General features: G+C 75.7%; 14 protein-coding genes. 8 read left to right on the top strand and 6 right to left on the bottom strand.

Going from position 1 to position 25,558, the window contains the following annotated elements; translation table 11 throughout:
• Nucleotides 1-40: 40 nt before the first annotated feature.
• The 6 genes from KME80_RS27405 (at nucleotide 41) to KME80_RS27430 (ending at nucleotide 4,771) form a co-directional block, all read left to right on the top strand.
• On the top strand, nucleotides 41-361 hold the full coding sequence (locus KME80_RS27405; RefSeq protein WP_219509198.1) for an ArsR/SmtB family transcription factor: 321 nt from the start codon (nucleotides 41-43) through the stop codon (nucleotides 359-361).
• A complete protein-coding gene (locus KME80_RS27410) occupies nucleotides 358-1,542 on the top strand; it encodes an MFS transporter (protein ID WP_219509200.1) in 1,185 nt (394 codons plus the stop codon). The genes KME80_RS27405 and KME80_RS27410 overlap by 4 nt, the downstream gene beginning before the upstream one ends.
• Before the next feature lie 86 nt (nucleotides 1,543-1,628).
• Nucleotides 1,629-2,204, top strand: a complete 576-nt coding sequence (locus KME80_RS27415) for a TetR/AcrR family transcriptional regulator (RefSeq protein WP_219509201.1) — start codon at nucleotides 1,629-1,631, stop codon at nucleotides 2,202-2,204.
• Between the two features lie 25 nt (nucleotides 2,205-2,229).
• The gene (locus KME80_RS27420; RefSeq protein ID WP_219509202.1) at nucleotides 2,230-3,018 is read left to right on the top strand and encodes an SDR family oxidoreductase; all 789 of its coding nucleotides are present in this window, start codon (nucleotides 2,230-2,232) and stop codon (nucleotides 3,016-3,018) included.
• A gap of 77 nt (nucleotides 3,019-3,095) precedes the next feature.
• Nucleotides 3,096-3,824 (top strand): class I SAM-dependent methyltransferase, encoded by a 729-nt coding sequence (locus tag KME80_RS27425; protein WP_219509205.1) that lies wholly within the window; start codon nucleotides 3,096-3,098, stop codon nucleotides 3,822-3,824.
• Entirely contained in the window at nucleotides 3,824-4,771 is a 948-nt protein-coding gene (locus KME80_RS27430; protein WP_219509207.1) for an NAD(P)/FAD-dependent oxidoreductase, read from the top strand. Before KME80_RS27425 ends, KME80_RS27430 begins: the two co-directional genes overlap by 1 nt.
• A gap of 33 nt (nucleotides 4,772-4,804) precedes the next feature.
• Here KME80_RS27430 and KME80_RS27435 read toward each other — a convergent pair whose 3' ends face one another.
• The 6 genes from KME80_RS27435 to KME80_RS27460 are packed head-to-tail and all read right to left on the bottom strand — an operon-like array spanning nucleotide 4,805 to nucleotide 22,207.
• A complete protein-coding gene (locus KME80_RS27435; protein WP_219509209.1) occupies nucleotides 4,805-8,752 on the bottom strand; it encodes an ATP-binding cassette domain-containing protein in 3,948 nt (1,315 codons plus the stop codon).
• On the bottom strand, nucleotides 8,749-9,540 hold the full coding sequence (locus KME80_RS27440; RefSeq protein WP_219509211.1) for an ABC transporter permease subunit: 792 nt from the start codon (nucleotides 9,538-9,540) through the stop codon (nucleotides 8,749-8,751). Before KME80_RS27440 ends, KME80_RS27435 begins: the two co-directional genes overlap by 4 nt.
• Nucleotides 9,537-10,472 carry an ABC transporter permease gene (locus KME80_RS27445; protein ID WP_308125948.1) on the bottom strand — a complete coding sequence of 312 codons (936 nt, stop codon included), beginning with the start codon at nucleotides 10,470-10,472 and terminating at the stop codon, nucleotides 9,537-9,539. Before KME80_RS27445 ends, KME80_RS27440 begins: the two co-directional genes overlap by 4 nt.
• 1 nt (nucleotide 10,473) lies before the next feature.
• The gene (locus tag KME80_RS27450) at nucleotides 10,474-12,015 is read right to left on the bottom strand and encodes an ABC transporter substrate-binding protein (RefSeq protein ID WP_219509213.1); all 1,542 of its coding nucleotides are present in this window, start codon (nucleotides 12,013-12,015) and stop codon (nucleotides 10,474-10,476) included.
• A 2-nt stretch (nucleotides 12,016-12,017) separates the two neighbouring features.
• Nucleotides 12,018-18,452, bottom strand: coding sequence for a type I polyketide synthase (locus tag KME80_RS27455; RefSeq protein WP_219509215.1), 6,435 nt, complete (start codon nucleotides 18,450-18,452; stop codon nucleotides 12,018-12,020).
• Nucleotides 18,449-22,207: a non-ribosomal peptide synthetase gene (locus tag KME80_RS27460; protein WP_219509219.1), complete on the bottom strand. Its 3,759-nt coding sequence runs from the start codon at nucleotides 22,205-22,207 to the stop codon at nucleotides 18,449-18,451. The genes KME80_RS27455 and KME80_RS27460 overlap by 4 nt, the downstream gene beginning before the upstream one ends.
• 114 nt (nucleotides 22,208-22,321) lie before the next feature.
• On the opposite strand from KME80_RS27460, the gene KME80_RS27465 reads away from it, so the two are divergent.
• Both KME80_RS27465 and KME80_RS27470 read left to right on the top strand, forming a co-directional pair.
• Nucleotides 22,322-23,440 (top strand): class I SAM-dependent methyltransferase, encoded by a 1,119-nt coding sequence (locus KME80_RS27465; RefSeq protein ID WP_219509220.1) that lies wholly within the window; start codon nucleotides 22,322-22,324, stop codon nucleotides 23,438-23,440.
• A 21-nt stretch (nucleotides 23,441-23,461) separates the two neighbouring features.
• On the top strand, nucleotides 23,462-25,405 hold the full coding sequence (locus KME80_RS27470) for a phosphopantetheine-binding protein (RefSeq protein WP_246645862.1): 1,944 nt from the start codon (nucleotides 23,462-23,464) through the stop codon (nucleotides 25,403-25,405).
• The last annotated feature ends 153 nt before the right edge of the window (nucleotides 25,406-25,558 follow it).

The following is a 25,558-nucleotide window of genomic DNA, read 5'->3' on the forward strand; positions in this document are numbered from 1 at the left end:
AATCATTGTGCGACTATTTTCAAACGATAGGAGACGCCCCATGCCTCCACGGACCTACGAGCACCCGGCGATCGACGAGATCGCGATCCCGCGCGTGCTCTTCGCCCTGAGCGAGCCGCTGCGGCTGAACATGGTGCGGATGCTCGCGGAGCGGGGCGAGGTCGACAGCATCGACCTCGGCCCGGACCTGCCGCGCTCGACGCTGACCCATCACACGAGCCTGCTGCGCGAGTCCGGGGTCGTGTTCGTACGCGCCGAGGGCCGTAAGTGCATGATCCGACTCCGGGACGAGGACCTCGAAGCCCGGTTCCCCGGCCTGCTCGGCACCGTGCTCGCCGGCTACGAGGACGATGACGCATGATCCGCCGTGTCTGGCCGCTCGTCGCCGCCGCCGTCGCGCTCGGGATCGACGCCTACGTCCTGGCCGGGGTGCTTCCGTCCATCGCCGGCTCGCTGGGGGCCACGGTGGCGATGATCGGCCTGGGCGTCACCGCGTTCACCGCCGCCTACGCCGTCGCCGGGCCGCTGCTGTCGGGGCGCCTGACCCGTGGCAGCACGGCGCGGGCCATGCTGATCGCGCTCGGGGTGTTCAACCTGGGGAACCTCGCCACGACGGTCGCCCCCGGGATCGAGGTGTTCCTGGCCTCGCGCGCCGTCGCGGGTGCGGGCGCCGGCATCCTCACCGCGGTGGCGACGGCGACGGCCGCCGCGATGGTCGCCGGCCATGAGCGGGGCCGCGCCATGGCCATGGTGACCTTCGGGCTGTCCACGGGCACCGTGGCGGGCGTGCCGGTCGGGATGCTCATCGGCCAGGGCGCCGGCTGGCGCTGGACCATGACCCTGGTGGTGCTCATCGGCGTGGTCAGCATGGCGGCCCTCGCCCTGCGCGCCAGGACGCTCCCGCGGCTCGACGCGGCGTCCGGCGAGCCCGTGTTCAAGGTCCTGCGCGCGGGACGAACCAGCGCCGGCGTCGTGGCCGCCTTCCTGCTCGGCGTCGCGAGCCTGGGGCTCTACACGTACCTGCTGCCGATGGCGGAGGACCGCGGCCTGGGCGCGTGGGGCTTCGCCCTGGTGTGGGCGTGGGGCATCGGCGGCGTCACCGGGTCCGCGCTGATCGGCAGGCCGCTCGACCGCTACGGCCCCAGGCCGCTGCTGGTCGCGATGCCGGCCCTGCTGGCACTGAGCTTCGCCGTGGCCTGGCTCTCGGCCTCGCCCGGGGCGTGGCTGGCCGCCGCGACGGTCTGGGGCGCGGCCGGCTGGGCCAGTGTGCCGACGCTCCAGCAGGCGCTCACGGCGGACCGGCCCGCGCAGGCGATGCCGATCATCGCGTTCCAGATGGCGGCGATGTACCTGGGTTCCGCGGCCGGCGCGGCGCTCGGCGGCGCGCTTCTCACCGCCGGCACCGGCCCGGCTGACCTCGCGGCCTGGGCGCTCGTCCCCGCCGTGCTCGCGCTGGCGCTCACCGGTTGGATCGCGGTCAGGACGGCCGGGCGCAGGAGCCCGCGACCGGTGACGGCGCCGGCGTGCGAGACCGTCCGGTGACGCGGCTCGGCCGGCTTCGGAAGACAGTTGCCAGGTGTTATCCGCTCGGATAATGTTATCCGTGTGGATAACAAAGACGGTCAACCATGACCACCCATCACGAGGCGACCGCGGCTCGCAGGAAGCAGATCACCCGTGCCGCGATCACGCTCCTGGCCGAGGGCGGCTACCAGGCCGCCACGTTCGAGGCCATCTGCAAGGAGGCCGGGCTCAGCAGCAAGCGGCTGATCACGTACCACTTCTCCAGCAAGGACGAGCTGTTCGCGGCCGTCGCCGATCACGTCGTCGCCGACTCCGAGGCCTGCATGCGGGCCGCCCTTGACGGCGTGACCGGCGCCCGCGAACAGCTCGCCACCGTCATCCGGGCGAACGTGGCGTACATCGCGAGCCACTCGCCGCAGATGCGGGCGCTCCAGCAGATCCTCCTCAACGGCGGCGCAGGCGCCTGGGAGCATCACCACGTCGCATCGCAGAACCGGCTGGCCGGCCTGTTCGCCGAAGGGCAGCGCAGCGGCGCCTTCCGCCCGTTCGATCCGCAGGTCATGGCGGCGGCGCTGCGAGCCTCGATCGACAGCACGGCTCCGCTCCTCGCCGCCGGGCTCGCCCCCGATCCGTGCGCCGATGAACTCGTCGAACTCTTCGACCGCGGCACGACCGCATGACGCCTACGAAACACGAGGAGTGGCAATGACCTGTGCAGGGATTGCGGGACGGCGGTACGTGGTGACCGGCTCGGCATCGGGCATCGGCGCGGTGACCGCGGCGATGCTCCGCGAGCGTGGCGCCGAGGTCATCGGCTGCGACCTCGCCGACGCCGATATCGAGGCCGACCTGTCCACGCCCGACGGCCGCCGGTCGCTGGTCGGCCAGGTGACCGAGCGCGGGCCCGTCGACGCGGTGCTCGCCGTCGCCGGGGGCGGCAGGACGGGGCTCCTGGAGACGAACTACTTCGGCGCGGTGGCGACGCTCGAAGGGCTCCGGCCGCTGCTGGCGCGGAGCGAGGCGCCCCGAGCCGTGGCCGTGTCGTCGACCTCCTCGCTGGCGCCCGCGGACGAGCGCGTGGTGCGGGCGTGTCTCGACGGCGACGAAGCAGCGGCCGTCGCCTACGCCGCCGCGGCCCCGTCCGGCGGCGGCGCTGCCGGCGCCTACGGCATCGCCAAGCGCGCGCTGAACCGCTGGGTGCGCAGGGTCGCCCCGACGCCCGCATGGGCGGGAGCCGGCATCGCCCTGAACGCCGTCGCGCCCGGCGTCGTCGACACGCCCGCGGCCTCCTGGATCCTCGCGAGCGAGGACGTGCGCACCGCCGTGGAAGCCGCGGCGCCGCAACCGTTCGGCGGCTTCCCCGGGCGGCCGGAGTGGGTCGGCGAGCTCATCTGCTGGCTCGCCGGCGCGGACAACCGCTTCGTCACCGGCCAGGTCATCTTCGCCGACGGCGGCGCGGAGTCGGCGCTGATCGGAGATCTCCACTGGCGCTGACGCCCGGCTCTTGACGATCACTTCCACCTCTTCATAGTCTCATGAAATGATTATGATTATCACTACAAAATGAAGAGGTGCGCGTGCCCGACGAGTACGAGCGATCAGCGGAGTTCATCGACGTGATGATGGCTCCGCACTGGGCGGTCCTGGGGCCGCCGCTGGAGGAGGCGCTGCGCGGGGTCACCGATCCGGTCGTGGACGTGGGCGCCGGCGGCGGGCACGGGACCCGGGTGATCGCCAAGGCGTGCGACGGTGAGATCGTGGCCGTCGAGCCGTCGCCGGGGCTGCGGTCCGTCCTGCTGGCCCGGGTGAACGAGGCCGCCGAGCTGCGTGACCGGGTGACCGTGCTGCCGGAGGGGCTGCTCGACGCCGACCTGCCGCACCGGCTCGGCGCCGTCGTCGCCATGAACGTCCTCGGCCACTTCGACCCGGCCGGCCGGCAGCGGATCTGGGCGCTGCTCGCCGAGCGTCTCGTCCCCGGCGGCCTGGCGGTGCTCAACCTCCAGCCGCCTGCCACACCGGAGGTGGTGCCGGAGACCCGGTCCGCCGACGTACGCCTGGGACGACGCCGCTACGAGGGCTGGGCCCGCGCCGAGCCCGCCGGCCCGGACCGCGTCACCTGGCACATGACCTACCGCACCCACCACGACGGCCGCCTGGCCGACGAGGTGACCGCGACTTACGCCTGGTGGGTCCTCGACGAGCGGCGGCTCACGACGGAGCTCGCCCGGCACGGCCTCAGGCCCGCCCGCACCGGCCCGGCCGAACTCGGCATGTACCTCATCAGCAGAGGAGACGCGTGATGTACGAAGTGATCGTGGTCGGCGGCGGCCCGGCGGGGCTCAGCGCGGCGCTGGTGCTGGGCCGCCAGCGCCGCCGTGTCCTCGTGGTGGACGCCGGACGGCCCCGCAACGCCCCCGCCGCGGAGATGCACATGTACCTCGGCAGGGACGGCGGCTCCCCGGCGCGCCTGCTGGCCGACGGGCGGGCCGAGCTCGCGGCGTACCCGACGGTCGAGTTCCGGCAGGGACGCGTCACCTCGGCGGAGGGCGAGCCGGGCCGCTTCACGGTGACCCTGACGGACGGTGAAACGGGCGGCGAAGCGGACGGGGAACGCGTCGAGACGTCCCGCCTGATGCTGACGAGCGGGCTGACCGACCAGCCCGCCGACGTTCCGGGGCTGGCCGAGCGGTGGGGCAGGAGCGTCTTCCACTGCCCCTTCTGCCACGGCTACGAGACGAACGGCAAGGTGCTCGCCGTCATCGGCAACGGCCCCGACGCGATGCTCGCGGCCTACGTCGCCGACCGCTACAGCGACGACGTGGTCCTGTGCACGAACGGTCCCGCCGCCATGCCGGAGCCCGTCGCCGCGGTCCTCAAGGCCCGGGGCGTCCCGGTGAAGGAGACGCCGCTCACGGGCGTCGACGGCGATCTGGACGCGCTGATCCTGCGTTTCGCCGACGGGACGACGCTGGCGCGCGAGGCCGTCTACCACCGCGCCCCCACCCGCCCGAACACCGGGCTGGCCGTGCAGCTCGGCTGCGAGCTGCTGCCGGACGGCTGTGTCGAGGTGGACGAGTACGGCCGGACCAGCGTCGCCGGTGTCTACGCGGCCGGGGACGCGGCTCATCTGAAGGCGGTGCCGGATCCGGTGACGCTGGTGGGGCCGAGCGCCGCCGACGGCGTGCGGGCGGCCGTGTGGCTGGAGCAGGAGCTGTTCCGTGCCGGGCTGCCGGTGGCGCTGGGCTGAGCGGCGGGGGCGGATTCCCGCCCCCGCCCCGGTTCAGAGCTTTGCGGCGACGAACAGGTGCTGTGCCGGGGCGGCCAGCGGCGAGGCGGCCCCGGGCAGTTCCAGGATCGGGCGCAGCCCCGCCTCGGCCAGTTCGGCGGGCAGCTCGCCGCCGGTGAGGAAGACGCGGCCCGTACCGCCTCGCCGGTCTCCCACGCCGAGGTCCGGCTCCCCTTCGCGCGGTGACATGAGGAACTGCATCGTGGCGAGCACCAGGTAGTGCTCGCGGATCGCCTCGGTCACCACCAGCAGGCCGCCGGGCGCCAGCAGCTCCCCCATCCAGCGCAGCGACCGTCCCGCGTTCCGCGCGCAGTGCAGGACGTTGGCGGCGATCACCACGTCGGCGCCGGCGCGCCGCGCCCCCTGGGCGACGAGGTCGGCGTTGACGTCCAGCAGCGCGTAGCGGAGCCGGTCGCCGAACCGGTCCTCGGCCGCCGTGGTGAAGAACCTCGACACGTCGGAGAACAGGTAGTCCGCCTCCGCGTCCGCGAGCCCGTCCAGCGCGGCGGCGGTGCTTCCGCCCGCTCCGCCTCCGAGCTCCACGACTCGCAGCGGCCTCGCGCGGGTGGCCGCGGCGCGGGCGAGGACGTGTCCCAGGGCGGCGTTCAGATAGGTGTTGCTGACGTTGTGCTGGTCCTTGCTGAGCGAGGTGAGCAGGTCGCCGTCGGGGAAGAGCAGCGCCTGGGCCGGGATCTCGTCCCGCAGCAGCTCGGGCAGGTGAGCCAGGGCGGTGCGGAAGAAGACCGCCATCTCGTCCGGGTACCCGAGCGCGGCGCAGGCGCGTTCGAGGTCGCCGCCGTCGTCCCGGGTCGGGTCCGGCCCGGCCGTGGCCGCGTACCGGCCGCCGGGGTCGCGGCGCAGGAGCCCTTCCGCGGTGAGGACCTCCAGCCAGCGTCCGACGATCCACGCATGCCGTGGCGCCGTGCCGAGCGCTGCGACGACTTCCCCGGCCGTCCGTGCCGTCCCCGGGGGCAGGACGTCGCTCATCAGCGTGAGCAGTGCCCGCAGGGCGATCTCGTCGAAGGTCCGGACCGCGGCCGGGAGGTGGGCGAGCGCGGCGTCGGGCACCGGCTGCGCGGCCCGATCGGCGGGCAGGCGCGCTCCCGTTCTGCCGGTCCGCGCGAGCGCGAGGCGTCCGGCGCGGTCTGCCTCCGCGGCGTCCTCGGCCAGGCTGACGGCGTCCCGGCCGGCGCCGTCGGGGACCCGCGCGGCGAGTTCGGCGGGGACCGGCAGCCCGGCGCGGCGGAGCTCTCGCTTGGCCACCTCGACGAGCCTCGCGCGGGCGAACGCGCCCAGCGGCTCGTGCGGCATGCCTGCCCCGGCCAGCGCGTCGACAGGCAGGGCGGCAGCCTCCGAAGGCACCGCGACCTGCAAGAACGCCGGGTCGGCGGGATCGAGGAGCACGGCGCTGTCCGTGCCCTCCAGCACCGCGCGCAGGCTCGCGCCCGACTCCGCTCCCGGAACGGGCCGGAGCAGGCGGTTGGGGATGCCCGTCACCCGGACGGGACCGTCCCCGGCCGCCAGCGCGGCCAGCGCGGCCGCGTGATCAGGCCCCAGCTCGTCCCAGGCGCGCACGGGGGCGGCCGGGCCGGCCGGCGCGTCCACGTGCAGCACGGCGTCAAACCGGTACCGGGTCAGCTCGGTGTCGGCCGTCAGGGTCTTGGCGTGGAGGCTGACGGTGACGCTCCGGTTCGAACGGGCGGCGGCAGCGGCCAGCGTCACCGGGTCGAACAGCAGCTCGGTGTCGGCCGCGGCGCGCTGCTCCGCCGCGTCCGCCGTCGGTTCCAGGCGTCGGCAGTGCTCTCCCAGCAGCCCGGAGTGGCGTACGTCGCCGACGATCACGGTCCCTCCGGGGGTCACGGCGTCGATCGCGTCGCGCAGCACGGCGGCCAGGTACTGCACGCTCGGGAAGCACTGGGTGACGGAGTTGAGCAGCACGCAGTCGGGCCGGTCGCCGAGGCCGGCCAGGGAGACGCGGACCGCCTCGCCGTTGATCTCGTGCGCGGCGGCCCGTACGACCTTGACGCCGGGCAGCCCGAGCCCGCCGAGGCGGGCCACGACCGGCTCGGCGAGGTCGGTCCCCACGTACCCCTTGAGGTGGGGGTGGAGGCGGTGCAGCAGCATCCCGGTGCCGCAGCCGAGCTCCAGCACCCGGGACGGCCGGTGCCGGAGCACGAGCTCGGCGGTGTGGTCGGCCCATTCCGCCATGTGGCCGGCGGGCAGCGGCTCGCCGGTGTCCGTGGCGCGCCAGCCGGACAGGTCGAGGTCCGGCCGGCCGGTGTCCCGGCCGGAGCGGTAGGTCCAGTCGTAGACCTCGCCCCAGTGTTCGAGGTGCTCGGCCACCAGGTCGCCCAGGACGGGCGGGTGTCCGGGCTCGTGCCGTACGGTCAGCGCCGCGGGGTCGGCGGTGACCACGAGGCCGCCGTCGCGGGTGTGGTCGACGCGGGCGATCCACGGGTGGGCGAGCAGGAGTTCATCGGGCGTCAACGGGTGGCCTCCGGTCGTCGTGGTGGGACAGGCAGGGGGGCAGGACAGTGGCGGGAAGGGCGGTGGCGGGGAAGGGCAGTCGTGCAGCCGGCCCGCTTCGATCCGCAGCACGCGGTCGGCGCGGGCGGCCACGAGAGGGTCGTGGGTGGCGGTCAGGACCGCCAGGCCGGTGTCGCGGCGCAGCGTGTCGATCAGGTCGAGGACGAGGTCGGCGGTCCGGTCGTCGAGGGCGGCGGTGATCTCGTCGGCCAGCAGGACGGCCGGGCCCCCGGCCAGCGCCCTGGCGAGCGCGGCTCGCTGGCGTTGCCCGCCGGACAGCGCGGCGGGACGGCGGCGCGCCAGTTCCCCAGGCAGGCCGACGGCGGCCAGCAGCCGGAGTGCTTCCGTACGGGACTCCTGCCGGGAGAGTCCGCGCAGGGTCCGCAGGGGACGCAGCAGTGCCGCTCCGGCCGTGCGCGCCGGGTTGAGCGCGGCCACGGGGTTCTGGCCGACGAGGGCGAGCGCGCGCAGGGCGGCCGGGTCCCGGTCCGCCACCGCCCAGGGAAGCGGTGCGCCGAGCACGGTGGCGTGGCCGTGCTCGACGGGGTGCAGCCCGGCCAGGGCGCGCAGCAGCGTGCTCTTGCCGCTGCCGGACGCGCCGAGCACCGCCACGGACTCCCCCGCCGCCACGGTGAGGCCGGCGTCCGAGAGCAGCGGCGGGCCGCCGGGCGGCTGCGCGAGGGTCATCCCGCGCACCCGCAGCGTCACCGGTGACTGCCCGGCCACGCGCACGCGGCCGCGCCCAGCGGGACGAGCCCGGGCCCTTTCCGCGCCGAGCCGGACGACGTGGTCGGCCAGCCCGGTCACCACGCCCGCGTCGTGCGAGACGACGAGCGTCACGGACCGGCCGTCGCCGCGGCGTCGGCGTACCAGGTCCAGTGCGAGGCCGAGCGCCGTGGGGTCCAGCGCGCTGGTGGGCTCGTCGAGGACGAGCAGCTCGGGGTCGGCGGCCAGAGCGCGGGCGAGCGCCACGCGTTGTGCCTGGCCGCCCGAGAGCTGGTGGGGGCGGCGGTGGCCGATGGCGGCCGGGTCCAGGCCGACCCCGGCGAGCGCCCGTTCCGCTCCGCTCACCCGCGCGGCTCCGGGCAGGGCCTCGCCCACCGAGGCTCGCGCGTCCCTCAGGGGGTGCAGCGCCGAGGCCGGGTCCTGGCCGAGGAAGCCGGCGGTCCGCCGCCGCCAGCGTCGCGGCGCCCGTACGGGAGTCCCGTGCCACTCGATCACCCCGGCCGTACGCGTCAGCCCGTCGGGGAGCGTACCCAGCACGGCGCGCAGCACGGTCGTCTTGCCGGATCCGGAGGGGCCGGTCAAGGCCAGCACCTCCCCGGGGAGGACGCGCAGGTCCAGCCCGGACACGACGGGCGTTCCGGGCCCGCCGACGACGGTCAGGCCGCGGACGGTCAGCCCCCGGCCGCTCACGGGGCGCCGTCCCGGCTGGTCAGGGCGTGGGAGAGGGCCGCGAAGCTGCCCGTCAGGACCGCCAGGGCCAGCGCGGGCACGATCGTCGCCGCGGGGTTGAGTCCGAGGCCCGGCAGGTTCTCGCGGAGCATGGCGGCCCAGTCCGGCGCGGGCGGCGCCGGCCCGAAGCCGAGCACGTTGAGCGCGACGGCGAGCTGCACGGACAGCACGAACCGCTGGGCCAGGTCGGCGCCGATGATCCCGGCGTGCGCCGGGAGGACTTCGCGCATCAGCACGGACGCCCCCCGTTCGCCGCGTGCCAGCGCCGCCTCGACGTATCCCGCGTGCCTGGCCCCCGCGGTGGCGTCGGCGACCACCCGCAGGGTCAGCGGCGTGCCGCCGAGGACGGTGCCGGCGATCACCGCCGCCGGTCCCGGCAGGGCGACCACCGCGAGCAGCGCCAGCAGCAGGAGAGGCAGCGCCAGCAGCAGGTCCGCTGTCGCGGCGGCGGCTCGTGAGAGCCGGCCGCGGTTCCATCCCGCCCACAGGCCGCCCGCGACCCCCAGGGCGGAGGCGGTCAGGGCGGCGGCCAGCGCGGTCAGGGTCAGGTCCTGCCCACCGGCCAGGACCCGGGACAGCACGTCGCGGCCCAGCCCGTCGGCGCCCAGCGGCAGCCCGGGTTCGGGGCCCGCCCACGGTGTCGCCCCGACGGCCGCCGGGTCGTGTCCGGTCAGGGCCCGGCCGCCGAGCGCCACCAGGACGGCGGCGCCCGCCCACGCGGCGAGGGCGCCGGCGGTGCGGCGCCTCACGAACGGACCGCCTCAGGCGCGGCCGCGTCGGCGACGAGCAGCCCGGCGACCACGACGGCCGCGGCGAGCAGGGCGACGTTCTGGACGACGGGCACGTCCCGCGTCGAGATGGCGGTCACCAGCAGCTCGCCCAGCCCGGCCAGGCCGAACAGGATCTCCACCACCGCCGTCCCCGCCACGAGCCCGCCGAGGAGCACCGCGAACAGTCGGGTGGCAGGCGCGGCGACCATCGGCAGCACGTACCGGAACAGGACCGTGACGGGTGACAGGCCGCGGAGCTCCGCGTCGCGCACGTACGGCTGGGCGACCACGTCGGCGATCGCCCCGCGCAGGAGGGCGGCGCCGTACGCGGCGGTCGGCAGCGCCAGCGTGAGGACGGGGAGCACGAGCAGGTCAGGCCGGTGCCACGGCGGCTCGCCGGCCGGCAGCATCGACACCGGGGGGAACGCCCCCCAGGCCGTCGACAGCCAGGCGACGAGCGCGGCCGCCACCACGGCCTGGGGCAGCGCCGCACCGGTGACGATCAGCGTGTTCACGGCAGGCCGCGCCCATCGGGGCCCTCGGACGGCGGCCCAGGCCAGTGCCGTCGTGAGCGGGAGGCCGAGCGCCAGCGCCGCCACGGCCAGGGCCAGGGTCACCGCGGCCCGCTCGGCGACGAGCTCGGCGACCGGCCGGCCGGTGATGAGCGAGACCCCGGGCTCGCCGGTCAGCACTCCCGACAGCCAGTCCAGGTAGCGGACGGGCAAGGGACGATCGAGCCCCTGTTCGGCGCGCAACCGGGCGAGCTCCTCGGCGGTGGCGCGGCCGCCGCCGAGGACGTCGGCCGCGTCGCCGGGCAGCGCCGCCGTGCACAGGAAGATCACCACGGAGGCGGCGGCCAGCAGCAGCGCCGCTCTGACCGGCACGCCGGCCGGCCGTGGGAGCTGGAACACCTCAGCCGTCCAGGCTCACCTGGTCGATGAACGCCGAGGCGAAGCCGATCCCCTCGGGCACGCCGCTCAGCCCGGCCCTGGCGAGGTCGAGCCGGTCGCTCAGCGCCCAGACCGCGTAGCCGCCCTGGTCACGCAGCTCGGTCTGCAGGTCCGCCAGGAGGGAGCTCCGCCTGGCGTCGTCCGCCTCGGCCAGGGCCTCGTCCAGGCCGGCGAACCAGGCGGGGTCCTTCCAGGCCGTCTCGTTGGTGGGCGAGCCGGGCGTGAGCGCCACCCTGACCACGTCGAGGAACGGGATGCCGCCCAGGTAGCTGAGGTAGAACGGCTTGCGCCCGTAGATCTCGGAGAAGTACGTGTCGGCCGGCTCCAGGCTGACCTCGGCCCGGATCCCGATGCCGGCGAGCTGCTGGGAGATCAGGGTCGCGGCGCTGTCCATGCCCGGGTAGGCGGTGGTGGTGTGCAGGGTGAGGTCGACGCCGCCGGCCAGTCCCGCGTCGGCCATGAGCTTCCTGGCCCGGCCGAGGTCGCGGGTGCGCTGGGGCAGGTCCCGCGGGCTGGAGGCGTCCTTGGGGGTGATGAGGTCGTTGCCGATCTCGCCGTACCCGAGGAAGACGGTGTCGAGGAGCTGCCGGCGGTCCAGCGCGAGCCGGACGGCCTCGCGGACCCGGTGGTCGTCGAACGGCTCGGTGTCCATCCGCATGACCAGGGGGTAGAGCGTGGCGCCCGGCCTGCGGAGCAGGCGTACCGCGCTGTTGCCCTCCTGCTGCTTCGCCAGCGTGGCGGGCACGCCGCCGGCCAGGTCGACCTGACCGGACAGCAGGGCCTGGGCGCGCGACTGCGGATCGGGGACGGCGCGCACCTCGATGAACCTGGAGGGCGGGGCGGGGCCCCACCAGTCGTCGTTCCGCTCGTACACGACGGCCTGTGCCCCGCCCCTGGCGGTCGGGCGGAACGGGCCGGAGCCGGGCACGGGCTCGCCGAAGTCGTCGCTGCCTTCCGGCACCACGAAGGTGGCGCCCTCCAGCGCCCTGCCCACCTCGGCGTAGGGCTTCCTGGTCACCAGCTCGAAGGCGGTGTCGTCGATCACCTTGGAGGCGCCGAGGTCGAACATGGCCATGCGGCCGAAGTTCTCCGCCGCCTTCTCCCCCATGCGGCGCAGCGAGAACAGCGCGTCGGCGGCCCTGACCGGACGGCCGTCGGAGAACGTCGCGTCGTCGCGGACGGTGATCCGCCACCTGGTCAGGGTCTTGTCGGGCCGCCACTCGGTCGCAAGGCGCGGCCGCGTGGAGCCGTCGGCGCCGGGGACGGTGAGGACGTCGTAGGTCAGGGCCATCCTGACCATGTCGCTCTCCCCCGGCAGCAGGCCGTGCGGGTCGGTGACGGCGTTGGACGGGGAGCCGGGCGCCGCGTAGCGCACGGTGTCGTTCGCCGCCGCCGGAGGTCCGGCGGGGGCGGGGGCGGCTGCGGGCGCGTTGCCGGCGCAGCCCGCCAGGACGGCGACAGCGGTGACGACCGCCGCCGTCCGGCGGCGGAACTGGGAGCGCATGGTTACCTTTCGCGAAGTCGCGCCAGCGTCTTGTCGAGCGCGGCGTTGATCAGATCGGCGACGACGGGCAGCACCGGGGGGTGCAGCAGGCCGTAGTGGTGGGCGTCGACCCCGGCGGACTGGACCACTCCGGCCAGGTGGCGTCCCCAGCCGAGGTCGGGCCGGCCGGGCGGGGTGTCGTCGACGCCCATCCCGATGCCGGAGTTGCGGGGAGAAGGGCGGTCCGCCCTGATCAGCAGGGTCGTGGTGTCCGGGTCGGCCAGGTAGCGCGGGGTGTGGGCCGCCAGCGCGCGCAGGTGCCTGGCGAACACCCCCAGCCGCACGGTCAGGTCCTCGCCCCGGCCCAGCAGCCGGTGCCCGCGCAGGCGGTCGGCGACCGCGGCCATGCGCCGTTCCGGGGGAACGGCGGCCAGCGCGTCGCCGGCGTCCAGGTCGATGCCGAGGTACGCCTCCAGCGCGTGCAGGTGCCGGACCGCCACCTGCCAGGCGACCTCGTCCGCGTCATGGCCGGGGACGTCGCGGATCAGCGCCGGGTCGTTGGAGTCGAGCATCACCAGCAGCGCGGTGTGCCGGCCGCCCGCGTGCAGGTGCCGGGCCATCTCCTGGGCCACCGTGCCGCCCATGGACCAGCCGCCGATCAGCCAGGGGCCGGGACCGCCCGCCGCGTCGATCGCCGCGAGGTACTGCCGGGCGATTCCCTCGACGGTCCCGGGTTGCGGCCCGGCCGCTCCCGCCAGCTCGGGGTCGGCCAGCGCGACCACGTCCACGCGGGGATCCAGCAGCCGGGACAGCTCGGCGTAGCAGAGCACGTCGCCGCCCGAGGGATGGGCCAGGTACAGGGTGGGCCTGGGGGCTCCGCCGGGCTCGGCCCGCAACGGCAGCACGATGTCCCGCGCGCCGGCCCGTACCGTGTCCGGCACGGTGGGGACGGCGGCCCGCGGGGGCCGGTCGCCCGTCCACGCGGCCGGGTTCTCCGCCAGGTCCCGGACCTGCGCGGCGTGCTCGGCGATCACCACGTCCAGCTCGTCGGCGGGCAGGACGCCGTCGAGCGCGTCCCACTGCAGCCGCAGCTCGCCGTCGTGCTCAAGCACCTGGTGGTCGAGCCAGGTCTGCGGCGTCTGGGAGACCGCGTACACCTGCTCACCGGCCCATTCCAGGCTCTCCTCCCCCTCCACCATGTCGGCGACGCCGAGCGCGCTGGTGAACACCACCGGCACCGGCCGCACCTCACCCGTTCCGGCCGCCTGCTCGGTGAGCACGTCCAGCGCGGAGAAGCCCCGGTGGTCCAGGTCGTCGAACATGCGGGCCTGAGTGGTGGCCGCCCGTTCGGCGAAGGTGGCGGCGGGAGCGACCGGCACCTCGTGCAGCAGCAGCGAGGTGAAGTCGCCGACGACGCGGTTGACGTGCGGGTGGATGGGCGGCCGGTCGAACAGGGTCAGCGTCACGCAGAAGCCGGCGGATCCCGCCCAGCGGGCCAGCGCGTCGGTGTACACGGTCAGCAGCACCGCCGCCGGCGTGACCCGGTGACGGGCTGCGGCGGCCCGCAGCGCCGCCCAGGCGTCGCGGTCCAGCCGTACGGCACGCCGCACGAAGCGGGGCGGCGTGCCGGCCGGATCGCCGACCGGCAGGCGGGGCGGGCCGGGAAGCGTGCCGAGCCGTTCCCGCCAGTAGGCGGCGGCGCGCTCGTCCTGCCGTTCCAGGGCGGCCGCGCAGGCCGCCGGGTGGAGGTCGAGGCGTGGCAGGGCGGCGTCCGGGTCCCGGTAGAGGGTGCGCAGCTCCGACTCGATGATCCACCAGCTGGCCGCGTCGCAGACGAGCACGTCGACCCCGATGAACAGCCTCACGACGCCGCCGGGCAGCCGGGCGGCCTGGATCTGCGCCAGCGGCCACCGATCGGGCGGTCCCGGCCTGGTCGACAGGCGTTCCCGCAGGGCGGCCAGCCGCTCCGCCCTGCGCTCTTCCGGCGTCGAGGCCAGGTCGTGCACCCGGATCCGGTAACGCGGCAGGCTCTCCAGCACGCGGAACTCCCCCTCGGGGGTGGCCACGGCGCGCAGCATGGGATGCCGGGCCACGACCTGGTTCCACGCCTGTTCGTAGCGGTCGAGGTCGAGGGCGGGGCAGTCGTGTTCGAGGTAGAAGTGGCAGGGCAGGTCTCCCCAGCGGTAGCCGCCGTCCCGGCCGACCCAGTAGGCGTGCTGGACGCGGGTCATCGGGAACGTGCCGCCGGGCTCGACGGCGGGCTCGGGCGGCAGGTCCTCCTCTGCCGTCCTCTCGCGTGGGCGCGGGGAGGCGACGAGTCCGGCGATCCCGGCCACGGTGGGTGAGGCCAGCAGTTCCCGCATCCCGGGCCGGACGCCGAAGCGTTCGCCCAGCGCGGCCAGCATGCGCGCGGCCAGCAGGGAGTGCCCGCCGAGCGAGAAGAAGTCGGCGTCAGGATCGGTCACGGGGGTGCCGAACAGCTCGGACCAGATGCCGGCCACGGCCCGCTCGCCCGGGCTGAGCCGCGTGACGTCCCCGGCGGCGGCGATCCGCCTGGGGCGGCCGGCCTCGGCGATCCGCGGCCGGAGGTCGGTCGCCGCGATCACCACGGCGGCGGGCAGGTGGCCGGAGTCCCGGGCTGCCAGCAGCCGGTCCAGCGCTCCGGTGCCGGTGGCCTCGTCCAGCGCGCCGGCGAGCACCACGGCCGTCTCCGCGCCGTCGAGGCCCGCCCGCCAGCCGTCCCAGACCGCGCTGACCCACCGGGTGGGGCCGGTGGCGGCGCTGGCGAAGGCGTCCATCGCGGCGTTGGCGGCCGCGTAGGGGCCCATGCCGACGCCGCCCACCAGCGTGGTCACCGAGGACATGAGCAGGACGGTCCTGGGACGCCTCGCTTCGGGCAGCGCGGCGATCGCGTCCCGCAGCGCCACCGCGCCGCCGAGCTTGGCCCCCACCTGCCTGGTGACCTGCCCGGCCTCCAGGGATCGGAGCGGGTCCAGCCGTGCCCCGGCGATCACGCCGGCCGCGTGCACGACGAGTTCGAGCGGCCCGTCGGCGGACAGCTCTTCGACCAGGGCCGCCGTGGCGGCGGGGTCGGTGGCGTCGCAGACGCGCACCTCCACGCCGGCCTCGCCGAGCTTGCCGCCCCGCCCCGCCGTGCGCGAGGTGACCACCACCCGATGGCCGCGACCGGCCAGATGCCTGGCGAGCACCTGGCCCACAGCGCCCAGCCCGCCCGTGATCAGGACGGTGCCGGGTGACGGCGCCCGTTCGCCGCCGCCGGGCCGCCAGGAGGTCGTGCCGCGCCGCCACCGGGTCGCGCCCCGCAGGGCCGTCTCGGCGCCCGCCTGCGTCCCGGCCGCCAGCGTGGCGAGCTCGCGGAGCACCGCGCCCGCCTCGGCTCCGGGATCGGCGGGGCTGCCGAGGTCGAGCGTGGCCCAGCGCAGGCCGGGCTGTTCCTGGCCGAGCACCCGCGGCAGCACCTTCAGCGCCGCCCTGGCCGGATCGGGCGGCGGATCGCCTGCCACCTGCTCGGCGTGCCGGGTGACCAGGAACAGGACCGGCTGCTCGGCCTGTGCGGCCCACCTGCCCGCGACCGCGCCGAAGTCCAGGACGGCGGCGGAGACCCCGTCCGGGGAGTCGTCGCCGTCCTCCGTGACCACGACGACCAGCCCGGTCGGCGGTTCGCCGGCGGCCGGAAGATCACCGGCCGCCAGTTCAGCGCGCAGCGCGTCCGCCAGGGCGCCGGTTCCGGTCACGGCCCATCGGCCGCCGGGCGCAGCGGCGGGCTCGGCCGGGGGCACCTGGCTCCAGACGGGCAGTTGCAGCGGCTCGTCCCCGGTGATGTCAGGATGCTCGCCGGGCGTGCCCGAAGCCGGCGGGTCGATCCACAGGCGGCGGCGCTGGAAGGCGTACCCGGGTGCGTGCACCCGCCGCCTGCCCGGGGCCGGCAGCGCGGCCAGGTCCACCGGCACGCCGTGCGCCCACAGGGTTCCCGCCGCCTGCCGCACTGCTGCGCTCCCGGGCTCGTCGGGCGTCATCGTGGTGACGACCGAGCGCACGCCGGGCAGCGCGTTCCTGCGGGTCAGCGCCGCCAGGGCGGTACCCGGGCCGACCTCGACGACCAGGGCCTGCCCTTCGCCGCCGACGGCCGCCCGCAGGGCCCGCCCGAACAGCACCGGCTCGCGCAACTGCCGCGTCCAGTGCCCGGCCCGGCCCAGCTCGGCGCCGATCGAGGCGCCGGTGACCGTGCTGAACACGGGGACGGCCGGGACGCCGCCGGTCAGCCCGGCGAGCGCCTCGCCCAGGCCGGGAAGCTCCGGCTCCATCAGCCGGGAGTGCATCGCCGCGGTCACCCGCAGCCTCGTACCGGTCCGCAGTTCGGAGGCCAGCCGGTCGACGGCCGGGGCGGGGCCGGACACGACGCAGGCGCCCGGGGCGTTGACGGCGGCGAGATCGAGCCCGGGATGGCGCGACAGCAGCTCGCGCACGTCGTGCTCGCCGAGCGGCACAGCCAGCATCGCGCCGCCCCCGGCCGCGCGGGCGGCGGCCGCGCACCGGGCCGCCACCAGCCTGGCGGCCTCGGCGAGGGGCAGCGCGCCACTCACCGCCGCGGCCGTGCACTCGCCGAGGCTGTGGCCGACGAGGGCGTCGGGCCGCACGCCCCAGGACTCCAGCAGCCGGGCCGCGCCGTACGACACGGCGAAGAGGGCGGGCAGCCCGAAGGCGACGTCGCGGACGCGCTCCTCGGCGATCCCCGGGTCCAGGACGTCACGGACGTCGGCGCCGAGCAGCGGGAGCAGCAGGCGGGCGCACGCGTCGACGGCCTCGGCGAAGACCGGCTCGTCCTGGTAGAGCCCGCCGCCCATGCCGGGGCCGGCGCTGCCCGCGCCGGGGAAGGCGAACACGACGCGCGGGGCCGGGCCGGCCGCCTCGACCGGCGCCGCCGCGGCGAGCCCGGCCCGGCCCACCCCCGCCACGCGGTAGGCCAGCGGGGAGCGGCCGACCGCCAGCGTGTAGGCCAGGTCGGCCTCGTCGAGCTCGGTCCGGGCCGCGAGGGCCCGTCCGGTGGCGCGCGCCGCCTCGGGGGTGGCCGCTGACACGGCCAGCAGCTGCGGCCGCCGGTCGGCCGGGACCGGCGGGCGGTGCGGGGCCGGTCCCAGCACGGCGTGGCAGTTGGTGCCGCCGATGCCGAACGAGCTCACCCCGGCCAGCGAAGGCGTGTCCCACTCCCGGGCCGCGGTGATCACCTCGAACGGCGATCGCTCCAGGTAGAGAAGGGGGTTGAGCGGATGGGCGTGCAGCGTCGGGGGCAGCACGCGGTGGTGCACGGCCAGGACGGCCTTGATGAACGAGGCGATGCCGGCGGCGGAGTTCGCGTGGCCGATGTTGCCCTTCACCGAGCCGAGCCCGCACCAGGCCGGGCCGCTGTCCCCGAACACCCGCCGCAGCGCGGCCACCTCGATGGGGTCGCCCAGCGGGGTGGCGGTGCCGTGCGCCTCGACGAGGCCGATCTCGCGCGGCGAGACACCGGCGACGGCGAGCGCCTCGGCCACCACGCGGGCCTGACCGCGCACGGACGGCGCGGTGAACCCGGCCTTGCCGGCTCCGTCGTTGTTCGTCGCCGAGCCGTGCAGCACGGCCAGCACGGGATCCGCGTCGGCCAGCGCGTCGGCCAGGCGGCGCAGCGCCACCACGCCGACGCCCTGGCTGTAGACGACGCCGGTTCCGTGCTCGCTGAACGGCCGCACGGTGCCGTCCGCCGAGTACACGCCGCCGTCGACGTGCACGTACCCCTGCCCCTGGGGCACGATCAGCGACACCCCGCCGGCGAGGGCGGTGTCGCACTCGCCGGACAGCAACGACTGCGCGGCCAGGTGCACGGCGACCAGCGAGGTGGAGCAGCTCGTCGCCACCGCCACCGCCGGTCCGGTGAGGTCCAGCCGGTACGCCGTCTGCAGGGGCAGGTAGTCGGCCTGTGTCGAGATCGCGGTCTGCAGGCTGCCGAGCGGATCGCGGCCGGAGCCGGTCGGATCCCAGCGGCCCGCGAGGTTGCCGGCCAGGTAGGCGCTCTGCATGGCGCCCGCGAAGACGCCCACCGCGCCGGCGTCGCGCCCGCCACCGTGGCCGGCGTGCTCCAGGGCGTGCCAGGCGCATTCGAGGAACAGGCGCTGCTGCGGGTCGAGGAGGGCCGCCTCGGCGTCGCTGAACCCGAACGGCTCCGGGTCGAAGTCCGCCTGGCCGTCGATGATCCCGCCGACCGGCACGTACCCGGGATGGGTGCGCAGCCGTCCGGGGACTCCGCGCCCGTCCAGCTCGCTCTCGGTGAACCTGGTGAGGCCCGTGCGGCCGTCGCGCAGCAGCTCCCAGTAGGCGTCGGCGTCCGGGGCGCCGGGGAAGCGGCAGGCGAGGCCGACGACGGCGATCGGCCCGGGCCCGGTGGTGTCCGGCACGGCGCTCATCCGGCGAGCTCCGCGGCGTGTGCCCGCGCCGCCTGGCGGGCGGCGGCCCGTCCGGCGACGGGATCGGGTGCGGGATCAGGTACGGGTTCCGGCCCGGCCTGGGCCGCCTCCTTGCGGGAGGTGATGAACGCGGCCAGCTCCCGGACGGTCGGCCGGGCGAACATGTCGACCACGGTGAGCCCTTCGTCCAGCTCCGCCCTCAGCGTGCGGTGGGCGAGGACGACGGTCAGGGAGGACGCTCCCAGCCGGAAGAACGGCGTGGTGACGTCGACCGGCGTCTTGAGCAGCTCGCTGAACACCCGGGCCACGGCCCGCTCCACCTGGGGATCCGGCTGCGTGTGCCCCGGGGCGGCAGGCGGCGCGGGCGGTGGTTCGGGCTGGGCGGCCGGGGTGACGGTCCGCGCGGGGTCGCCCGCGTCGCCTTCCACGACCAGCTCCATCACGCCGTCGGCCGACACGGTCAGGCTGAGCCGCAGCCCGCGCGTCACGGTCGCGGTGACCGTGCGTGCGTCCGTCCCGGGACGGGCCGCCGCCGGGGCGGGCGGTGCGGCCTCTTCCCGCGGTCGGCTGTACGGGTTGGCGAGCGCCCGGTAGTCGATCTTGCCGTTGTCGGTGATCGGCAGCGCGTCCGCGATCAGGAACCTGTTGGGCACCATGAAGGCGGGAAGGCTTGCCCGCAGCGCCTCTGTCAGGTCGTCGTCCGACGGCGGCGCGGCGGGGTCCGCGGGCACCACGTGACAGACCAGCCGGGGCCGGTCGTCGGGTCCGGGGACCGCGCGGGCCACGGCCTGCCGGACCGAGGGCAGCCGGTCCAGCGTGGCCTCGATCTCGCCCAGCTCGATGCGATGGCCACGGATCTTGACCTGCCGGTCGAGCCGGCCGAGGAACTCGATCGTGCCGTCGTGCCGCCAGCGCCCCAGGTCGCCGGTCCGGTAGAGGCGTCGGCGCAGGATCGGATGGGTGATGAAGCGCTCGGCCGTCTGCGCCGGGTCCCCGACGTAGCAGCGGGCCAGCCCGTCCCCGCCGATGTGCAGCTCGCCGGCCTCGCCGACCGGGCAGGGCCGGCCGTGCTCGTCGAGGATGTGGAAGGACTGCCCCCGCAGCGCCCTGCCGTACGGGATGCTCGGCCAGGCGGGGTCGACCTCGCCGATCGGATGGCAGATCGACCAGATGGACGCCTCGGTCGCCCCGCCCAGGCTGACCACTTCGGCGTGCGGGGCCAGCGCCCGCAGCCGATCGGGCAGCGTGACGGGGATCCAGTCCGCCGACAGCAACACCAGCCGCAGCGTGGCCAGCGCCCGCCGGGTCGCCTCCGGCTCCAGCTCGGCGTACTCCACCAGCATCTCCAGCAGGGCCGGCGCGGTGTTCCAGACGGTGACGCGGTGGCGTGCCATCAGCTCCAGCCAGTGGCCGGGGTCGCGCTGGCGGGCGGCTTCGGGCAGCACGACGCCGCCGCCCGAGCCGAGCACGGAGAAGATGTCGTAGACCGACAGGTCGAAGCTGAACGCGGACAGGGCGAGCACCCGGTCCTCGGCGGTGAGGGGGAAGCGTCCGGCGAGGTCGTCAAGGGTGGTGCGGGCGGCACGGTGCTCGACGGCCACGCCCTTGGGGCGTCCGGTCGAGCCCGACGTGAAGATCGCGTAGGCGAGGTCGTCCGGTTCCGGGCGCCGGGGCTCGGCCTCGGGGCCGGCGAGCACGCCGTCGTCGTCCAGCCGATGGACGGTGATCCCGTCCGGCCACAGCGTGGCGTCGGCCTCCGGGGCGAGCAGCGCGTGCCGGATGGACGCCTGCTCGCACAGCGAGGCCACCCGGCTCGCGGGCCAGGACGGTTCGACGGGCACGTACGCCGCTCCCCCGGCGAGCACCCCGAGCAGCGCGGTGACCTGGGCGATGCCCTTGTCCGCCGCCACCGCCACCAGCTCCCCCGGCCTGAGCCCGAGGGCGGCGAGCGCCCGCCCGCTGCGAGCGGCGCGCTCGGCCAGCTCCCCCGCCTCGACGCTGCGGGCCGGGCCGAGCAGGGCAGGCGCGCCGGGGTCGCGCGAGGCGGCGGCGCGCAGCGGATCGTCCAGGAGCGGCCCGGCCTCGCCGAACGCCCCGCCGGGCACGTCCTCGTCAGGGAGGAACGACGGGTCCCAGCCGAGGGCGGGGTCGGTCCACAGATCCGGCTCGGTGGCCAGCCGCCGCAGCAGGCGGACGTGCGCGGCCAGCATCCCGTCGACGAACCCGTCGGGCAGCGCTCCGTCCACGGCGTCCCACGCGATGCGGAGCCGGCCGTTCTCGTCCCACACGATGTGGTCGAGCAGCACCTGCGGCGTCTGCGACACGCCGAAGACCTCCGTGCCGAGCCAGGCCGCGGGCGCCTGCCCGGCCCCCGCCAGCCCGACGCCGCTGGTGAAGACCACGGTGTGCGTGGGCAGGGGCAGCCCGGTGGCCGCGTCGGTCTCCCTGGGCCGTTCCCCTGCCTCGATCGCGGCGCGCAGCGCCTCCATGCCGGAGACGGCCCGGTGGTCGAGGTCGGTCCAGAACTGCCGGTTGACGGACGCGGCATAGCCGGCGAAGCCGTACCAGCGGCCCGGGTCCGCGACCGGGATCTCCACCAGGACCGTGCTGGTGAAGTCGCCGACGACGCTCTCCAGGCCGGGGGTGTCGTCGCCGAGCGCGAGGTCGTCCCGGTCGAACAGGGTGGTGTTCAGGCAGAAGGGCTCGCGGGCGCCCCACCGCTGGAGCACCAGGCCGAAGGCCGCGAGGAGCAGCCCGGTCGGGCTCAGCCCGTGCGCCGCGCCCTGCTTGCGGAGCCGCGTCCACTCCTCGGCGGACAGCTCGGCGGCGTGCCGGGTGAGCCTGTGCCCGCTGAACTCCGCCGGGCCCCGGCTCCAGGGCAGTGCCGGCCCGTCCGGCAGGGCAGGCGCGCGGCGCGCCCAGTAGGCCGCGTCCGTCTCACGCCGCCGCCGTTCGACGGGGTCGGCCGCCTTGCGCCGTACGAGATCCGCGAAGCCGAGCGGCGGCGGGGGCAGCTCCAGGGTGGGGTCGGCGACGAGCCGGCCCCACTCCCTCATCAGCCGCATCCAGCTCATGAGGTCCAGGGCGAGCACGTCCACACCGACGAACAGCCGGGTGCGGCCGTCCGGCAGCAGCGCGGCACGCAGGTCGAACAGCGGCCAGCGGTCGACGGGGAGCATCTGGTGGGAGCATTCGGCGCGCAGCTTGTCCAGCGCCTCGGCCGCGGCTTCGGCGGACTCCCCGCGCAGGTCGGTGCGCGGGATGACGTAGCCGGGGACCTCGGCGAGCACGCGCTGCCGGGCGTCGGGGCCGACGACCATGCGCAGCATCGGGTGCCGTCGCACCAGCCGGTTCCACGCGCTCTCCAGCCGGTCGAGGTCGGCCTCGGGCGTGTCCTGGGGCGTGCGGTCGTACTCGAAGTAGTAGAAGGTCGCCACGCCGCCGAGCGGGAACGCGGGGTCCCGGCCGACCAGGTAGGCGGCCTGGACGGGAGTGAGCGGGAACGACTGCTCCTCCTCGGCCGGCTCTTCCGGCACGGTGCCGGAGGCGACGGTGCGGGCGGTCGCGTCGCCGAGGAAGGCGGTCAGCGGCAGGTTCAGCCCGGCGTCCTCGACCAGCCGCCGCCGCAGCCGCACGGCGGTGAAGGACTCCAGGCCCAGGGCGGTGAGCGGGACGTCGGGGTCGAGGTCCGAAGGCCGGAGTTCCAGCACGTCGGCCAGACAGGCCAGTACTTCATCGACGGTGGCCGAACCCAAGGGAGACCCCTTCCACGGAGACGTAAAACGAAAACGGTTTTCATTGCTACATGCTTCGAGGGCTTTTGTCTAGATCTTGAAAATGATTACCGTTATTTCGTACGATCTCGCCTCATGTCGCCACTGAACGACCGCGCGGACCGCGCCGGGCGCACCGCGATCGCCGGATCCGCCACCGGTGGCACCGCGGCAGCCGTACAGGACCTGGACCGGCTGATCCTGCTCGGCATCGCCGCCGACCTGCACCGGCGCACCCGGCTGCGCGACGGCGGAACGCACGATCCCGACGCGGTCGCGCAGGACCTCGGCGCCGTACCCCGCCACCGGTGGATCCCCGGGCACTGGCTCGCCGCCCTCCACGAGCACGGCCTGGCCGGCCGCGACGCCGCCGGCGGCTACCACGGCCTGCGCGCACCACGCCGGGCCGAGCTGGCCGAAGCCCGGGCCCGCATGGAGTCCGCGCGGGCGGCGCTCGGCTACCCCGCCGAGCTCGCGGACCTGATGCTGCGGTCGCTGCGGGAGCTGCCCGCGCTGCTGCGCGACGAGGTCGGCGTGCAGGCGCTGCTCTACCCGGACGGCGAGCCGGGCACAGCCGAGGCCGTGTACCGCGGCAACCTGATCAGCCGTTACCTCAACGCCGCCGCGGCCGAGGTGCTGAGGGATCTCGCCGGACGGACCGGCCGTCCACTGCGCATCCTCGAACTGGGCGCCGGCATCGGCGCGACCACCGCCGACCTGCTGCCCGCGCTGGACGGCCGTCCGGTCGAGTTCTACCTGTTCACCGACCTGTCGCCGTTCTTCCTCGACGCCGCGCGGCGGCGGTTCGACGCGGGCTTCCTGCGTTACGCGCTGCTCGACATCGCCCGCGACCTGCCGCACCAGCCGGGAGAGCTGGATCTGGTCGTCGCGGCGACGATGGCGCACAACGCCCCGCACGTCGGCCGACTGCTCGACCGGATCGCCGCGCTGCTGGCCCCCGGCGGCCGGGTGCTGCTCATCGAGACCGTCCGCGAACACCCTCAGTCGCTGACCTCCATGCCGTTCGCGCTGTCCACCGCGGACGGGCCGCCCGAGCGGCACGACGCCCGAGCCGGCACCACCCGCACCTACCTGCGCCGCGAGGAATGGCTGGCCGCCCTGGAAGGCAGCGGGCTGCGCGTCGACGTGGACCTGCCCCGACGGGACGACCCTCTGACCGCGCTGTCGCAGCGCCTGTTCGCCGCCACCCGCTGATCACTGACGATGGGAGTGCCCATGAAGGAACTGGCCGAGATCTGGTCGGAGCTGCTCGACCTGCCGCCCGAGGAGATCCCGTACGACACCGGCTTCCTGCGCCTGGGCGGCGACTCCGTCCTCGCGGTGCGCATGTCCGCGCTGGTGCGCAAACGCCTCGGCGTCGCGCTGGCCCTGTCCGACGTGCGCGTGGACACCACGCTGAACGAGCTGGCCGAGCTCGTCCGGCGACGCGCGGCCGGCGGCCCCGGACCGCGGGCCCTGCCGATCACGGTCACCCCGCGCCCGGACCCGCACGCCGAGTTCCCCCTGCTCCCCCTGCAGCAGGGGTACTTCGTCGGCCAGCAGGACGGCTGGGAGCTGTCCTACGACTCGGCCCACTACTACCTCGACCACGCGCTGACCGGCGTCGACGGCGACGAGGCCGCCGACGCGCTCACGGACGCGATCGAGCGGCTGGCCGCGCACCAGCCCACGCTCCGGGCGCGCGTCACCTCCGACGGCCGCCAGCACGTCCTGCCCGCCGGCGCGCCCGGCGCCGTGCCGCGGGTGCGGGTGTACGACCTGCGCGAGGCGAGCCCGGACGAGATCGCCGCCACGCTGCGGGACGTACGGCACGAGATGAGCACCAGCGGCCCCGACCCCGCCCGCGGCCCCGGGCTGGACGTGCGGCTGACCTTGCTCCCGGAGGACGAGGGGCGGCTCCACCTGGGCCTGAGCCTGCTCGTCTTCGACGGCTGGTCGTCCAGCGTGCTCAGCCGCGACCTGCTCACCTTCGTCGCCGACTGGAACGCCGCCCTGCCGCCGCTGGAGATCCACTTCGGCGACTACGTGGCCTCGCTCGCCGGCCTGCCCGCCACCGAGGCGTGGCAGGCCGACCGCGACTGGTGGTGGTCCCGCCTGGAAGCGCTTCCCGGCCCGCCGGCCCTGCCGCTGGCCGCCGACCCGCAGCGGGTGCGCCCGGTCACGATGGGCAACCGCGAGCATCGCTGGAGCGCCGATCGCTGGAGCGCGCTGCGGCAGCAGTGCACGAGCCGGGGCGTCACCCCGTCGACGGCCATGCTCACCGCGTTCGGCGTGGTGCTGGCCCGCTGGGCCGGGCATCGCCGGATGCTGCTGAACGCCCTGCAGCTCAACCGGCTGCCGCTCCACCCCGACGTGCAGCGGGTCGTCGGCGCCTTCGCCGCCACCATGCTGCTCCCCCTCGACCTCGACCCGGCCGCCACGTTCGCCGAGCTCGCCACCGCCGCGCAGGTGGCCTCCGGCGAGCACGCGGCGCACAACCTGGTCACCGGCGTGGAGGTGGGCCGGGAGCTGGCCCGCCGACGCGGCAGCCGGCGGCCGGTCGGGCCGGTGGTGTTCCAGAGCGTGCTCGGCGTCGACGCCGCGATGGGCGGCCGCCCTCCGGAGGACGCCGGGCCGCTGGGCCGGGTGGTCGCCTCCGACTACTTCCACCAGTTGCGCACCCCGCAGGTCGCGATCGAGGTGCGCTGCTTCGAGCTCGGCCCGGAGATGGTCGCGGTCTTCTCCCTCGTCGAGGAGCTCTTCGACCTCGATCAGGTGACGGCGGCCTTCGCCGAGTTCGTCGACCTGGTGGACGCCCTCGCCGACGGCTCCGGCTGGGACCGGGTGCCGGGCCTGCCCGAGGCCGCTGAACCCGTGCCGGACGAGAGGCTGCGTCTCGGCCTGCTGCCGGAAGCGGCCGTCCGTCACCAGGAGGGCCCGCCCGCCGACGACCTGGAGCAGGCGGTCGCCGACGTCTTCGAGGAGCTCCTGGAGGTTCCCGTGCTGGACCGGGGCGCGGACTTCTTCGGCCTGGGCGGGGACTCCCTGCTCGCGGTGCGGGCCGTGGTGCGCCTGGCCAAGGAGGCCGGGGCGTCCGTTCCGGTACGCGAGTTCCTGGCCGACCCGACCGTGGCCGGGGTGGCGCTGGCCGTCCGCGCCCGTCTCGGGGACGGGCGATGATCGGGCTGCTCGGCGCCACCGGCGCGGTGGGCCGGACGGCCGCTCAGCGCATCGCGGCCTTCGGCCTCGGCCCGTTACGCGTGGGCGGCAGGAACGTGGCGGCAGCCGCCGACGTCGCCGCCTCCCTCCCCGGCCCCCCCCCCGCCCTGCGCG

The organism is Nonomuraea ceibae, from assembly GCF_019396325.1.
In the GTDB taxonomy this organism is placed as follows: domain Bacteria; phylum Actinomycetota; class Actinomycetes; order Streptosporangiales; family Streptosporangiaceae; genus Nonomuraea; species Nonomuraea ceibae.

Coding starts and splice junctions, on each gene's coding strand:
- KME80_RS27420 (WP_219509202.1), top strand. CDS start 2,230: ATGACCTGTGCAGGGATTGCGGGACGGCGGTACGTGGTGACCGGCTCG.
- KME80_RS27465 (WP_219509220.1), top strand. CDS start 22,322: ATGTCGCCACTGAACGACCGCGCGGACCGCGCCGGGCGCACCGCGATC.
- KME80_RS27405 (WP_219509198.1), top strand. CDS start 41: ATGCCTCCACGGACCTACGAGCACCCGGCGATCGACGAGATCGCGATC.
- KME80_RS27455 (WP_219509215.1), bottom strand. CDS start 18,452: ATGAGCGCCGTGCCGGACACCACCGGGCCCGGGCCGATCGCCGTCGTC.
- KME80_RS27410 (WP_219509200.1), top strand. CDS start 358: ATGATCCGCCGTGTCTGGCCGCTCGTCGCCGCCGCCGTCGCGCTCGGG.
- KME80_RS27450 (WP_219509213.1), bottom strand. CDS start 12,015: ATGCGCTCCCAGTTCCGCCGCCGGACGGCGGCGGTCGTCACCGCTGTC.
- KME80_RS27470 (WP_246645862.1), top strand. CDS start 23,462: ATGAAGGAACTGGCCGAGATCTGGTCGGAGCTGCTCGACCTGCCGCCC.
- KME80_RS27430 (WP_219509207.1), top strand. CDS start 3,824: ATGTACGAAGTGATCGTGGTCGGCGGCGGCCCGGCGGGGCTCAGCGCG.
- KME80_RS27415 (WP_219509201.1), top strand. CDS start 1,629: ATGACCACCCATCACGAGGCGACCGCGGCTCGCAGGAAGCAGATCACC.